9 protein-coding genes and 1 pseudogene are annotated in these 12,990 nt (G+C 74.9%); 3 read left to right on the forward strand and 7 right to left on the reverse strand.

Annotated features, from left to right (window positions below):
- The first annotated feature begins 109 nt into the window (after positions 1-109).
- A complete protein-coding gene (locus ACGFSC_RS40760) occupies positions 110-2,413 on the forward strand; it encodes a glycosyl hydrolase family 18 protein (protein WP_359911869.1) in 2,304 nt (767 codons plus the stop codon).
- Positions 2,414-2,585: 172 nt separating this feature from the next.
- Here ACGFSC_RS40760 and ACGFSC_RS40765 read toward each other — a convergent pair whose 3' ends face one another.
- Positions 2,586-3,842: a geranylgeranyl reductase family protein gene (locus ACGFSC_RS40765; protein WP_380634900.1), complete on the reverse strand. Its 1,257-nt coding sequence runs from the start codon at positions 3,840-3,842 to the stop codon at positions 2,586-2,588.
- Between the two features lie 176 nt (positions 3,843-4,018).
- Between ACGFSC_RS40765 and ACGFSC_RS40770 the strand changes: the two genes are divergently transcribed.
- A complete protein-coding gene (locus ACGFSC_RS40770) occupies positions 4,019-5,383 on the forward strand; it encodes a dipeptidase (RefSeq protein WP_359915229.1) in 1,365 nt (454 codons plus the stop codon).
- On the opposite strand, the gene ACGFSC_RS40775 is transcribed toward ACGFSC_RS40770, so the two are convergent.
- Both ACGFSC_RS40775 and ACGFSC_RS40780 read right to left on the reverse strand, forming a co-directional pair.
- Entirely contained in the window at positions 5,359-6,237 is an 879-nt protein-coding gene (locus tag ACGFSC_RS40775) for a DUF4184 family protein (protein WP_359915231.1), read from the reverse strand. The genes ACGFSC_RS40770 and ACGFSC_RS40775 overlap by 25 nt on opposite strands.
- Before the next feature lie 241 nt (positions 6,238-6,478).
- Positions 6,479-7,546: an NUDIX domain-containing protein gene (locus ACGFSC_RS40780; protein WP_359915233.1), complete on the reverse strand. Its 1,068-nt coding sequence runs from the start codon at positions 7,544-7,546 to the stop codon at positions 6,479-6,481.
- A gap of 443 nt (positions 7,547-7,989) precedes the next feature.
- Between ACGFSC_RS40780 and ACGFSC_RS40785 the strand changes: the two genes are divergently transcribed.
- Positions 7,990-9,015 carry a PfkB family carbohydrate kinase gene (locus ACGFSC_RS40785; RefSeq protein WP_359915235.1) on the forward strand — a complete coding sequence of 342 codons (1,026 nt, stop codon included), beginning with the start codon at positions 7,990-7,992 and terminating at the stop codon, positions 9,013-9,015.
- Here the strand turns inward: ACGFSC_RS40785 and ACGFSC_RS40790 are convergent.
- The 4 genes and pseudogenes from ACGFSC_RS40790 to ACGFSC_RS40805 all read right to left on the reverse strand — a co-directional run.
- Positions 8,999-9,865: a C40 family peptidase gene (locus ACGFSC_RS40790; protein ID WP_359915237.1), complete on the reverse strand. Its 867-nt coding sequence runs from the start codon at positions 9,863-9,865 to the stop codon at positions 8,999-9,001. The genes ACGFSC_RS40785 and ACGFSC_RS40790 overlap by 17 nt on opposite strands.
- 299 nt (positions 9,866-10,164) lie before the next feature.
- Positions 10,165-11,586, reverse strand: coding sequence for an AMP-binding protein (locus ACGFSC_RS40795; protein ID WP_359915239.1), 1,422 nt, complete (start codon positions 11,584-11,586; stop codon positions 10,165-10,167).
- A 299-nt stretch (positions 11,587-11,885) separates the two neighbouring features.
- Positions 11,886-12,848, reverse strand: a complete 963-nt coding sequence (locus ACGFSC_RS40800) for an electron transfer flavoprotein subunit alpha/FixB family protein (RefSeq protein ID WP_392865150.1) — start codon at positions 12,846-12,848, stop codon at positions 11,886-11,888.
- Positions 12,849-12,893: 45 nt separating this feature from the next.
- Positions 12,894-12,990, reverse strand: a pseudogene (locus tag ACGFSC_RS40805) (electron transfer flavoprotein subunit beta); the annotation flags it as partial.

Raw genomic sequence — 12,990 nt, forward strand, 5'->3', positions numbered from 1 at the left:
TTCCCATGCCTTCGCCTCCCCACGGCACAGGCATCGATCGCACACGGATCAATGGATCAACCCAGGTTCTACGTCACCCTGTTCAACCCCCACAGCCACAGGGAGAACCATGTCCGCTCGATCCCGGGCCGGGCGCCCGCGCGTGCGCAGCAGACTGCTGGCACTGCTCTCCGTCCTGCTCCTTCCCCTCGCCGCGCTCACCGCGCTGGCCGCCCCGGCGAACGCCGCCGGAAAGCTCACCGCCACCTTCACCACCGCCGACAACGGCTCCTGGTGGCAGGGCACCTACATCGTCCACAACGACAACGCCACCGCGGTGAGCGGCTGGACCCTGGAGTTCGACCTCCCGGCCGGCGTCACCATCGGCAACAGCTACAACGGCACCGCCACCGTCAACGGCCGGCACGTCACCGCCACGGCGGCGTTCTACAACTCCACCGTCAACGCCCACGGCACCACCGAGCCGTACAGCTTCTGGTTCGTGGGCAACGGGCCGGTCTCCACCCCGCTCAACTGCCGCATCAACGGCGACAAGTGCGACGGCTCCGCGGACGCCCCGCCGTCCGCGCCGGGCACCCCGACGGTGACCGAGTCCACCGCGCACACGCTCGCGCTGAGCTGGCCGGCCGCCACCGGCGGGGACTTCCCGGTCGTCGGCTACGACGTGCTGAGCGGCGGCACCGTGCTCGCCTCCGGCCCGTCCACCGGCGTCCTGGTCACCGGCCTAACCCCGGCCACCTCGTACACCCTGACCGTCCGGGCCAAGGACAGCCGCGGCAACACCGGCCCGCTCAGCCCGTCCGTCACCGCGTCCACCTTCGACCCGTCCACCGACACCTCGCCGCCCACCGCACCGACCAACCTCCGGGCGACGGCGGTCAGTTCGACGGACGTGAAGCTCGCCTGGAACGCCGCCACCGACAACGTCCGGGTCGCCGCGTACGACGTCTACCAGGGCAGCACCCTGGCGGCCACGGTCACCGGCAGCACGCTCGGCGCGACCGTCGGCAGCCTGTCGCCGTCCACCGCCTACACCTTCACCGTGAAGGCCCGGGACCCCGCCGACAACGCCTCACCCGCGTCCGCCCCGCTCTCCGTGACCACCTCGGACCTGGTCGGCGCCGGAAAGTACGCCCGGGTCGGCTACTTCGTCCAGTGGGGCATCTACGGCCGCCAGTACTTCGTCAAGAACCTGGACACCTCGGGCGCCGCCGCCAAGCTCGACGTCATCAACTACGCCTTCGAGAACATCGATCCGGTCAACCTGACCTGCATGGCGGGCGTCACCAAGGGCACCAGCGGCAACCCGGAGGACCCGGACCAGGGCACCGGCGCCGGTGACGCCGACGCGGACTACGGCCGGGCGATGAGCGCCGACCAGTCGGTGGACGGCGTGGCCGACGACGGCTGGGGCAAACTCCGCGGCAACTTCAACCAGTTGAAGAAGCTCAAGGCCAAGTACCCGAACCTGAAGGTGGTCGTCTCGCTCGGCGGCTGGACCTACTCCAAGTACTTCTCCGACGCCGCCGCCACCGACGCGTCCCGGCAGAAGTTCGTCAAGTCCTGCATCGACACCTGGATCAAGGGCAACCTGCCGGCCTACAACGGCGCCGGCGGCGACGGCGTGGCCGCCGGCATCTTCGACGGCATCGACCTCGACTGGGAGTGGCCCGGCTCCGGCGACGGCCACCCGGGCAACCACTGGAGCGCCAACGACAAGGGCAACCTGACCCTGCTGCTGGCCGAATTCCGCAAGCAGCTGGACGCGTTGGGCGGCTCGCACAAGCTGCTCACCGCCTTCACCCCGGCCGACCCGGCGAAGGTCGCCGCCGGCTGGGACCTCTCGAAGATCTTCGGCTCGCTGGACATCGCCAACGTCCAGGGCTACGACTTCCACGGCTCGGGCAGCGACAACTCCTGGGAGCCGAACCGCACCGGCCACGCCTCCAACCTCTACCAGGACCCGAACGACCCGTACACCACCCACTTCAGCGTGGACACGGCCGTCCAGACGTACCTGAACGCCGGGGTCAACCCGCGCAAGCTGACCATCGGCTTCCCGTTCTACGGGCGCGGCTGGCAGAGCGTCGCGGACGGCGGCGCGAACGGCGCCTGGCAGTCGGCGAACGGCGCCGCACCGGGCCAGTTCTCCGACGAGGCCGGTACCCGCGGGTACAACAACCTGATCACCAGCCTCTCCGGCCTCAAGGTCTACCACGACCCCAAGTCCGTCGCGACGTACGGCTACACGGGCGCCGGCGGCCAGTGGTGGACCTTCGACGACGCGTGGTCGATCGCGCAGAAGACCGCCTACCTCAAGTCGAAGAACCTGCTCGGCGGCATGATCTGGGAGATGTCCGGCGACACCCCGTCCGGCACCCTGATGTCCGCGCTGGACACCGGCCTCAAGTAGTCCGCCCGAGGCCGCCCGGGCCCGCGCACACGCCCGGCCCCGCCCGGGCCCACGTACACGCCCGCCGCGACCCGGGCCCGCACAGCCCGCGCCGCAGGCAGGACGGGGCCGGTGCTCCTCCCCGCACCGGGGAGGAGCACCGGCCCCGCGTCACGATGGCCGCGCTACCGAGCTACCGCGAGGCCATCGCCGTCAGCCGCCGCGCGGCCCGGTACTGCCGCAGCACCTGGGAGAAGGAGGTGTGCCCCTGGGTGGTCCGGGCGAAGGCCCGCCAGGCCGCCGGCACCAGGCAGACCGCCGCGTGGAACAGGTACGGCCGCCGCTCGAAGGCGCCCAGCAGCTGCTTGCCCGCGCGCATCTCCACGCCCAGCCCGGCCTTGACCGCGAACGCGTAGTTCAGCGCCTCGCGCCGCACCGCCGCCGCGTCGCCCGACTCGGCGACCTTCACCGCCCACTCGCCGGCCAGCCGGCCCGAGCGCAGCGCGTAGGAGATGCCCTCGCGGGTCCACGGCTCCAGCAGTCCGGCCGCGTCCCCGGCGACCAGCACCCGGCCGCGGGAGAGCGGCGAGTCCTCGGCCCGGCAGCGGGTCAGGTGCCCGGACTCGACCTGGGGGGTGAACCCGGACAGGCCCAGCCGGCGGATGTAGTCGGCGAGGTACTGCTTGGTCCGCTCGCCGTCGCCGCGCGCCGAGATGACGCCGACGGTCAGGCTGCTGGTCTCGGTCTTCGGGAACACCCAGCCGTAACTGCCGGGCAGCGGGCCCCAGTCGAGGTGGATCCGGCCCGCCCAGTCGGCGGCGACCTGCGCCGGCACCGGGATCTCCGCCTCCAGGCCGAGGTCGATCTGGTCGAAGGTCACACCGACGTGCCGGCCGATGCGGCTCGCGCTGCCGTCCGCGCCCACCACCGCACGGGCCTCGAAGGTCCTCCCGTCGGCGGCCGTCACCAGCGCCGTCCGGTGCTCGCCGCCGCGCTGCTCGACGCCGGTGACGGTCACTCCGGTGACCAGCACCGCTCCGGCCTGCTTGGCCGCCTGCACCAGGCGCAGGTCGAACTCGTCACGGTTGACCAGGCCGAACAGCATCCGCTTGGACCGCCGCGTGCGGGTGTACCTGCCGTCGTAGGCGAAGGTGACGGCGTGCACCCGGTCCTGCAGCGGCAGCCGGAAGTCCGGCGGCAGGCTGTCCCGGGAGGGGCCGATGATGCCTCCGCCGCAGGTCTTGTACCGGGGGTGTTCGGCCTTGTCGAGCAGCAGCACCCGGCGGCCCTGGGCCGCGGCGGCGTGCGCGGCCGAGGAGCCCGCCGGTCCGGCGCCGACCACCACGACGTCCCAGACGCCGTCCAGCGGCGCGGCCGCGTCGTCGGTCGGACCGTTCTCGGCCGGGCTGTCGAGCGGGCTGCGGGAATCGGAGCTTCCGGAGTCAGTCACGTCGAGCAATCCTATGCGTCCGGCCCCGCCCGGCGAGCGCGCCGCCCCCGCACCGGCGCCACCCGCTCACCCCGCACCCTCGGAACTCCCCGTTCCGCCCGCCTATGATCGGCACTACCGCAAACCACCTCCTCCGCCCGCTCCACCCCAGGGCGGACCGTCTCCTCGGAGCCCCGATGTCACAGCCCCTGGCCGACGCCGTCCGGTCCCTGATGGACCGTGCCCGCACCGACCTCGCCGAGCTGGTCGCCTTCCCCTCGGTCGCCGATCCGCGCCAGTTCCCGGTCGAGGAGTGCGAGAAGGCCGCGCACTGGGTCGCCGAGGCCTTCGCCGCCGAGGGCCTGACCGGCATCCGGCTGCTGGACACCCCGGACGGCACCCAGTCCGTCTACGGCGAGCTGCCCGGCCCCGAGGGTGCGCCGACCGTCCTGCTCTACTCCCACTACGACGTCCAGCCCCCGCTGGACGAGGACGCCTGGCTCAGCCCCGCCTTCGAGCTGACCGAGCGCGACGGCCGCTGGTACGGGCGCGGCGCCGCCGACTGCAAGGGCAACATCCTGATGCACCTGACCGCCCTGCGGGCGCTGCGTCAGGTCCACGGCGACGCCTACCCGGTCGGCCTGAAGATCATCGTCGAGGGCTCCGAGGAGCAGGGCACCGGCGGCCTGGAGCGCTACGCCGAGGCCCACCCCGAGCTGCTCACCGCCGACGCCATCGTCATCGGCGACACCGGCAACTTCGCCCCCGGCCTGCCCACCGTGACCGCCTCGCTGCGCGGCATGACGGTCGTCGAGGCCACGGTCACCACGCTGGCCGGCAACCTGCACTCCGGTGCCTTCGGCGGCGCCGCCCCGGACGCCCTCCAGTCCCTGGTCCGGATACTGGCCTCGCTGCACGACGAGAACGGCGACGTCGCGGTGGCCGGCCTGACCGCCGACCAGACCTGGTCCGGCGTGCAGTACCCGGAGGAGCAGTTCCGCGCCGACGCCAAGGTGCTCGACGGCGTCGCCCTGACCGGTACTGGCACCATCGCGGACCGCCTCTGGGCCCGCCCTGCCGTCACCGTCCTCGGCATCGACGCCCCGCCGGTGATCGGCGCCACCTCCTCCGTCCAGGCCACCGCCAAGGCCCTGATCAGCCTGCGCGTCGCGCCGGGCTCGGACCCGCACGCCGCCCAGGACGCGCTGGTCGCCCACCTGGAGGCGCAGGTCCCGCTCGGCGCCCGGCTCACCGTCGAGCGCCAGGGCAACGGCGCGCCGTTCCGCGCCGACACCGGCGGCCCGGCGTACGAGGCGATGGGCGAGGCGATGGCCGAGGCCTTCGGCACCCCGATGGTCACCTCCGGCGAGGGCGGCTCGATCCCGCTCTGCAACACCCTGCGCTCGCTCTACCCGCAGGCCGAGATCGTGCTGATCGGCGTCGAGGAGCCGACCACCCAGATCCACGCGGTCAACGAGAGCGTCGACCCGCAGGAGCTGGAGCGGATGGCCCTCACCGAGGCGCTGTTCCTCCGCCGCTACGCCGAACTGCGCTCCGTCTGACGGACCTTCGGGGCGTCGCCACGGGAAGCCCGCCCGACGGCGTCCGGCCGTCCGCCGCGCAGTCGGCGGGCGGCCGCCAGCACCGCCGCGTACCCGACCGCGCCCGCCGCGAGCCCGGCCCCGGCGCCGAAGCAGACCTCCGGCACCAGGTTCCGCCGCAGTGGGCTCAGCCGGTGCACCACCCCGGCGGCCGTCGCCGCGCCCAGCAGCGCGACGGCCGCGCGCCGGGTCCGGGGCGCGAGCCGCACGGCCGGCCGCACCGGCTCCACGGCCCGCACCGCACGCACCGCCCAGCCGCCCAGCGCCGCCAGGGCGAGCGCCGAACTGCCGTACTGCACCGCCTCGTACAGCGGGACCCCGGCCACCGGCCGGTCCAGTACGGGCAGCAGCCGCACCCCCAGCCGGCCCCCGTGGGTGAACGCGTCCCAGCCGACGTGGGTGGCCGCGCCGATCGCCGCCGAGGCCGCGAACCACGCCGCGCCACCGACCGCCCCGACGCCTGCGGGGCCCCGGGTGTCCCCGGGGTCCCGGGCGTCCGCAGCCCGGCGGGCGGTCAGCGCCTCGGCGCCGCCCGCCCAGCGCTCGGGCAGCAGCGCCACCACCGGCCCGCGCAGCAGCCCGTGCCAGCCGGCCACCAGTGCGCCGGCGACCGCCACGTCCAGCGTCGGCACCGCCCACCAGCGGTGCGTCAGCCCGCCGTGGGCGTACACCCCGGGCAGCAGGGACTCGGCGAAGAACGGCACGTCCGGCGCCATCGACCCGGCGACGAGCGCCGAGGCCACCAGGGGCCCGCGCGCGCCGGCGGCACGCAGCAGGGGCAGGACGGCGGCGGGATGGCTCAGCGTGAACGGCATGCCCCCATCCTCCCGCCCGCCACCGCGGCACGGCGCACCGGAGGTGCACCGGACGGGGTTCCGCGGGCCACCCCGCCGGCCTCCCGCCCCGACCGCCGCCCCGCGCCGACGGATCCCGCCGCGCCCCGACGCCCCTGCCCCGCCCCGACCGGCCGCGCCCACCGGCCGTAGCGCCCCGACCGGCCCCGCCGACAGAGCGGCCGTGCCCACCGGCCGCAGCGCCGCGTCCGCCGTACCGGCCCTACGCCGCGTCCGCCGTGCTCGCCAGCCCGACGGCCACCCGGCTCCCCGCCTCCAGGTACCGCAGCTCGCCGCTCCGCCGCGCGTCCAGCGCGGCCGCCAGCCGCCGGTAGCGCCCCGGCGGCAGCAGCTCGCCGGCCTCGTCCAGGGTGACGAACCGCCAGCTGCGCAGTTCCTCCTGCTGGAGCAGCAGGTGCTGCCGGCCCTCCTCGTCCAGCAGGCCGCCGTCGTACATCAGCCGCAGGCCGCCGCGGCGGGGGCCGGTGCGCGGTTCCCAGTCGACGGCGAGCAGGCGCAGCGTGGACGGGTCCAGGCGCAGGCCCAGTTCCTCGGCGGTCTCGCGCAGGGCGGCGTCGGTGGGGGCCTCGCCGCGCTCGACCACGCCGCCGGGGAAGTCCCAGTCGGGCTTGTAGACCGGGTCGACCAGCAGCACGCGGTCCTGTTCGTCGAAGAACAGCACGGCGGAGGCCACGGTGTCCCCGGTCGGGTCCGGGGTCTGGACGATCGGGCAGCGGGCGGCGCCGACCCGGACCAGCTCGGCGATCCGGTGCGCGGTCTCCCGGGGGGAGAGCTCGCTGGTGTCGATCATCCGGGCGTCCCCGACCAGCCAGCGGCGGGCGGCGCGGTAGTGGGGCAGGTGTTCGAGGCACCAGCTGCGGACCCGCTCGCTGCCCTGCGGATCGCCCGGGCACTCCTCGCGGTGGGCTATGCGGTCGCGCAGGATCGTTTCTTCAGGGTCCAGCACGAAGTGGTGCACCGTGATCCCGTGCGAGGCCAGATCGCCGAAGATCTCGTCCCGGTAGTCCTCCCTGAGCAGGGTCATCGGGACCACCAGCGGGCCCCCGACCTCACCGAGCAGCGCCGCCGCCGTCTCGGGCACCAGCCGGCGCCAGGCCGCCAGGTCCTGGAAGTCGGACACCGTCGCCAACCGGTCGGCCGGGAGCATCCGGCGCAGGCCGAAGCCCACCAGCTCGGGATCGAAGAGCACGCTCCCGGGCAGCAGTTCCACCAGCTCTCGGCAGGCGCTCGTCTTGCCCGCCCCGAATGTGCCATTGACCCAGACGATCACAACGTCCCCTGCCCTCGACTTCCCCCGATGCCGTTCGCACCGGGCAGCGCCCCCGTCGGTCGAACCAGCGCCACCCGTGGTGGTACCCGCGCCATGCCGCTCCCCATACCTCCCCGGCGCGCCCGCCCCCACGCCCCGGTCTGCCCCGTGACAGCGGCATGTGCCCAGGTCAGGAGCCCATGGACGGAAATATGCAGACCGGTCTACATCAAAATTGCACCCCTTCACCACGGCGGGAGCACAGGGCGCCCGATGGGTCGACCTGCCGCGCGCGCCCCGCTTGTACGCTCCGCACACCCCCACCCGTGCACCCTCGCGCTCCCGCGTGCACGCCCCGTGCCCGCTCTGTGCTCACGCCGTGCCCGCCCCGCGTTCGCCCCCGCGTTCGCCCGTGACCGCCCGCCTCCTTGCGCCACCCGCGCCCCGCCGCGTACAGAGGAACGATGAAGCTGCTTCCCGCCGGTCGGGTCGTCGTCATCGGCTCGGTCAACACCGACCGCATCCTCCGCTGCCCCGTGCTCCCCTCTCCCGGCGAGACCGTCCTCGCCACCGGCGCCGCCCGGGGCTTCGGCGGCAAGGGGGCCAACCAGGCGGTGGCCGCGGCCCGGTTGGGGGCGGCGACGCACCTGGTCGCCAAGGTCGGGCGGGACACCGAGGGCGAAGCGGCGCTCGCCGATCTGCGGGGCGCGCAGGTCGAGACGGGCGCCGTACTCACCCACCCGGGCGCGCCCACCGGTCAGGCGATCGTCATGGTCGACCCGTCCGGCGAGAACAGCATCGTCGTGGTGCCCGGCGCCAATGCCCACCTCACCCCGGAGGAGGTCACCGCCGCGCTCACCCGCCTCCGCCTGCTCCCCGTCGACGTGGTCCTGACCGGCAACGAGGTCCCCGCGGAGTGCATCCGGGCGGCCGCCGCCGCCCTCACCGCCGCGGGCCCCTCGGGCGGCACCCGCTGGCTGCACAACACCGCCCCGGCCGGGCCCCTGCCGGACGCCGGCCCCTCCGGACGCCGCCCGCTGGTCGTCGCGAACGCCGTCGAGGCCCGCCAGCTCACCGGCGCCGCCGACGTCTCCGAGGCCGCCCGGGTCCTGGCCGAACGCGCCGAGGGCGCCGTGGTCACCCTCGGCGGCGAGGGTGCGCTGGTCGCCGTGGCCGGAACGTCCGCCCGGCTGCCCGCCCCCGCCGTCCGGGTGGTCGACACCACCGGCGCCGGCGACGTCTTCTGCGGCGCCCTGGCCGCCGCGCTCGCCCGCGGCGCCGCGCTGTCCGAGGCGGCCGCCACCGCCGTCGCCGCCGGGGCCTTCGCGGTCACCGGCCTCGGCGCCCGCGGCGCCCTGCCCCGCCCGACGGACCTCCGACCACGCGTCGGCGAGCACCGGGCCCCGCCCGCGCAGCGCCCGTCGGGGGCACCGGGCGGACCCGGCACCCCCGACGGGCGGGCGTCCGGCCCCGCTACGGGCGCCCCATGAACGCCGGGTAGTAGCCGCTGCTGATCCCCGAGACCCGGACGTTGGTCCCGGGCCGCGCGGCCTCGACGTACCTGTTGTCGCCCAGGTAGATCGCCACGTGCTGGATGCCCCGGGCGGTCCCGTCCGGCGCCCAGAACAGCAGGTCACCGCGGCGCAACTGGCTCGCCCCGATCGGCGTGGTCGCCGCGTACTGGTCGTTGGCCACGCGCGGCAGGTCGATCCCGCCGCGCCGGAAGGACTGCTGCACCAGGCCCGAGCAGTCGTAGCCGTCCGGCCCGTTGCCGGCCGTGCGGAACGGTACGCCCAGCTGGGCGAGGGCGAACTGCACGGCGGTCTCGACGTCCCGGTCCTCCGCGACCGAGTCGTCGTAGTGGCCCGAGCCCGCGGAGTCCGACGAGGAACCGCCGCCGGTGCGGTCCAGGTAGATGTCGTAGTGCGAGGTCCAACGCCACTCGCCCTTGCTGTTGCGGAACCAGTAGCGGGAGCCGTCCCAGCCCTGCCGGATCCCGCCGGAGCCGCTCGTGGCCTTCGCGGCGGACGCGGAGCCACCCCCGGTGCGGGCCGCGTACACGCTGTAGTGCGAGGTCCAGCGCCACTGCCCCTGGCTGTTCTTGAACCAGTACCTGGAGCCGTCCCACCCGGCGTGCGCCGGGGCGGGCTCGGCGGCCGCGGGACCGGCGCCGAGGCCGAGGCCGATCACGCCCGCCCCGGTCGCGACCACGGCCACCATGGCTATCCCCCGACGGAGTCGCGCGGTGCGGGACGGACGGGAGGTACGGACGGTGGCGGCGGGCTGCTGCCCGGTCGGTTCGCCGGCGGCCGCCGGCGCTCCGGTGTTGACGGTGGTCATCGTGCTGACTTCCTTCACTGCTGCGGATCGCTGCGGACTGCAGCGGATTGCTGTGACCGGCCAGGACTGGCCGTGCTTGTCGGCAGGGTCCCCGGACGACACGCCGCGGTTTCCGGTCCAGTGACCGGAAGCCTCGGCGTGTCGTCCGGGGATTCGGTTCTGCCTGCGTGTCACGTTAGGCACGCGTCCGCTCACTGCGCGCAGTGGAGTGCGCCAATGGAAGGGTCACCGGTGGTGAGCACCGACGGCGCATCAGGGTGAACGGCCGTCATCCGAGGGGGCGTCCGGCGTCCCCCTCGTCAGCGGCCGCCGGCCTCCGCCAGCAGCTGCTTCTTCAGCACCTTTCCCAGCGCGTTCCTGGGCAGTTCGGGCACCAGGACGACCCGGCGCGGCCGCTTGTGCACCGAGAGCCGCTCCGCCACGAAGGCCGTCAGCTGGTCCCCCGTCACGGCGCCGTCCGGAATGACGTACGCGACGATCGCCTGTCCGAGGTCCTCGTCCGGCACGCCGACCACCGCCGCGTCGGCGACCGCCGGGTGGTCGCGCAGCGCGGCCTCCACCTCGCCGGCGCCGATCCGGTAGCCACCGCTCTTGATCAGGTCCACCGAGGCGCGGCCGACGATCCGGTGGAAGCCGTCCGCCCCGATCACCGCGACGTCACCGGTGCGGAACCAGCCGTCCGCCGTCCACGCCTCGGCGTCCGCGTCCGGCCGGTTGAGGTAACCGCTGAACAGCGTCGGGCCGCTGACCTGGAGTTCGCCGACGGTCTCCCCGTCGCGGGGCACCGGCGCGCCGTCCTCACCGACCAGCCGGGTGCGGACCCCGTCCACCGGCAGCCCGACGCTGCCGGGGCGCCGCTCGCCGTCCGCCCGGGTGCTGACGGTGATCAGCGACTCGGTCATCCCGTACCGCTCGATCGGGGCGTGCCCGGTGAGCGCCGCCAGCTTCTCGAACACCGGGACGGGCAGCGGCGCGCTGCCGGAGACCAGCAGCCGGGCCGCGGCGAGCCGGGCCGCCGCGTCCGGATCCGCCGCCACCCGGGACCAGACGGTGGGCACGCCGAAGTACAGGCTGCCGCCGGCCGCCGCGTACCCCGCCGGGGTGGGCCGCCCGGTGTGCACCAGGCCGCTTCCGGTGCGCAGGGCGCCGAGCACGCCGAGCAGGAGCCCGTGCACGTGGAACAGCGGCAGGCCGTGCACGAGGGTGTCCTCGGCGGTCCACTGCCAGGCGTCGGCGAGGGCGTCCAGGTCGGCGGCGATCGCCTCGCGCCGGATCACCGCGCCCTTGGGCGCGCCGGTGGTGCCCGAGGTGTAGAGCACGAAGCCGGTCGACGCGGCGTCCGGCTCGGCGTAGGTGGTGGCGGAGCGCTGCTCGGGGTCGACCGGCAGCCCCGCCACCGAGGTGTCCTGCGGCAGCGTCTCCCCGACGGCGTGCGCGAGCAGCGCCGCGCCGGAGTCCCGCAGGATGTGCTCGCGCTCCTTGGGGCCCGAGTCGGGCGGCAGCGGCACCACCGGGACGCCCGCCAGCAGGCCGCCGACCACGGCGGTGACGGTCTCGACGGTGGGCCGGGCGAGCACCGCGAGCGCCGGGGCGCCGGCCACCCGGTCGGCGACGGCGGTCGCCGCGCCCAGCAGGTCCTCCCGGGAGAGTGCCCGGCCGTCGATCCGCAGCGCCTCCGCCCCGTCGCCGAAACCGCCCTGAAGTGCCGTCAGCAGTGCCATGCCACCGTCCTCGCCTCGTCCCACGCCACCGCGCCGCGCCCGTGCGCCACGCGCTCCACCCGCGCGTCCGCCTCCGCGTCACGCGCCGGCGCCGACTCTACGGGCCGCCGCCCCGCGCTCCGCGTTCCGGGGACGACGGGCGGGGCCGGCGCTCAGGCGCCGAGGGGGGGCTGGGCCGAGGGGCGGCGGGCGGGGCGGACGGCGTGCCGGGGGGGGTGCTGCCGGAGAACGATGGAGAACGACGGAGGGCGTGGCACCGAGTGGTACTCGGTGCCACGCCCTCCGCTGTCGTCCGGGGATCAGGCCTTGCGGGCCTTCACCTCGGCGGTGAGCTGCGGCAGCACCTGGAAGAGGTCGCCGACCACGCCGTAGTCGACCAGTTCGAAGATCGGGGCCTCGGGGTCCTTGTTGACGGCCACGATGGTCTTCGAGGTCTGCATGCCGGCCCGGTGCTGGATCGCGCCGGAGATGCCCGCCGCGATGTAGAGCTGCGGGGAGACCTGCTTGCCGGTCTGGCCGACCTGGCTGCTGTGCGGGTACCAGCCGGCGTCCACGGCGGCGCGCGAGGCACCGACGGCCGCGCCCAGCGCGTCCGCGAGCTCCTCGACCACGCCGAAGCCCTCGGCGGCACCGACGCCGCGGCCGCCGGAGACCACGATGGCGGCCTCGGTCAGCTCCGGGCGGCCGGAGGACACGCGCGGGGTGCGCGAGGTCACCTTGGCGGCGTTGCCGGTGAACGCGACGGCGACGTTCTCCACCGCGCCGGCGGCCGGGGCGGCCTCCGGGGCGACGGCGTTCGGCTTGACGGTGATGACCGGCGCGCCCTTGGTGACCTTCGACTTCACCTGGAAGGACGCGGCGAACACCGACTGGGTGGCGACCGGGCCGCCGTCGCCGGCCTCCAGGTCGACGGCGTCGGTGATGATGCCGGAGCCGATCCGCAGCGCGACGCGCGCGGCGACCTCCTTGCCCTCGCCGGAGGACGTCACCAGCACGGCGGCGACGTCGCCGGCCCCGGCGATCTGGGCCAGGGCGTCCACCTTGGGGACGACCAGCTGGTCGGCGAACTCGGCGCCGTCGGCGACGTACACCTTCACCGCGCCGTACTCGCCGGCCTTCGCCGCGATGTCGGCCGCGGCCGCACCGGCGCCGAGGACGACGGCGGACGGCTCGCCGATGCGGCGGGCCAGGGTCAGCAGCTCCAGGGCCGGCTTGCGGACCGCACCGTCGGCGTGGTCCACCAGAACCAGGATCTCAGCCATGATTCGTTGCTCCTGATCGATCGTTGGATGCGCGAACGGGTGGGACTAGATGAACTTCTGGTCGGCGAGGAAGGCGGCGAGCGACTTGCCGCCCTCGCCCTCGTCCTTGACGACCGTGCCCGCGGTCCGCGCCGGACGCGCC

The organism is Kitasatospora sp. NPDC048715 (genome assembly GCF_043198905.1).
Classification (GTDB): domain Bacteria; phylum Actinomycetota; class Actinomycetes; order Streptomycetales; family Streptomycetaceae; genus Kitasatospora; species Kitasatospora lactacystinica.

What these genes read in the sequence shown, in the direction of transcription:
- ACGFSC_RS40760 (WP_359911869.1), top strand. Translation starts at nt 110, where the DNA reads ATGTCCGCTCGATCCCGGGCCGGGCGCCCGCGCGTGCGCAGCAGACTG.
- ACGFSC_RS40770 (WP_359915229.1), top strand. Translation starts at nt 4,019, where the DNA reads ATGTCACAGCCCCTGGCCGACGCCGTCCGGTCCCTGATGGACCGTGCC.
- ACGFSC_RS40775 (WP_359915231.1), bottom strand. Translation starts at nt 6,237, where the DNA reads ATGCCGTTCACGCTGAGCCATCCCGCCGCCGTCCTGCCCCTGCTGCGT.
- ACGFSC_RS40785 (WP_359915235.1), top strand. Translation starts at nt 7,990, where the DNA reads ATGAAGCTGCTTCCCGCCGGTCGGGTCGTCGTCATCGGCTCGGTCAAC.
- ACGFSC_RS40790 (WP_359915237.1), bottom strand. Translation starts at nt 9,865, where the DNA reads ATGACCACCGTCAACACCGGAGCGCCGGCGGCCGCCGGCGAACCGACC.
- ACGFSC_RS40795 (WP_359915239.1), bottom strand. Translation starts at nt 11,586, where the DNA reads ATGGCACTGCTGACGGCACTTCAGGGCGGTTTCGGCGACGGGGCGGAG.
- ACGFSC_RS40800 (WP_392865150.1), bottom strand. Translation starts at nt 12,848, where the DNA reads ATGGCTGAGATCCTGGTTCTGGTGGACCACGCCGACGGTGCGGTCCGC.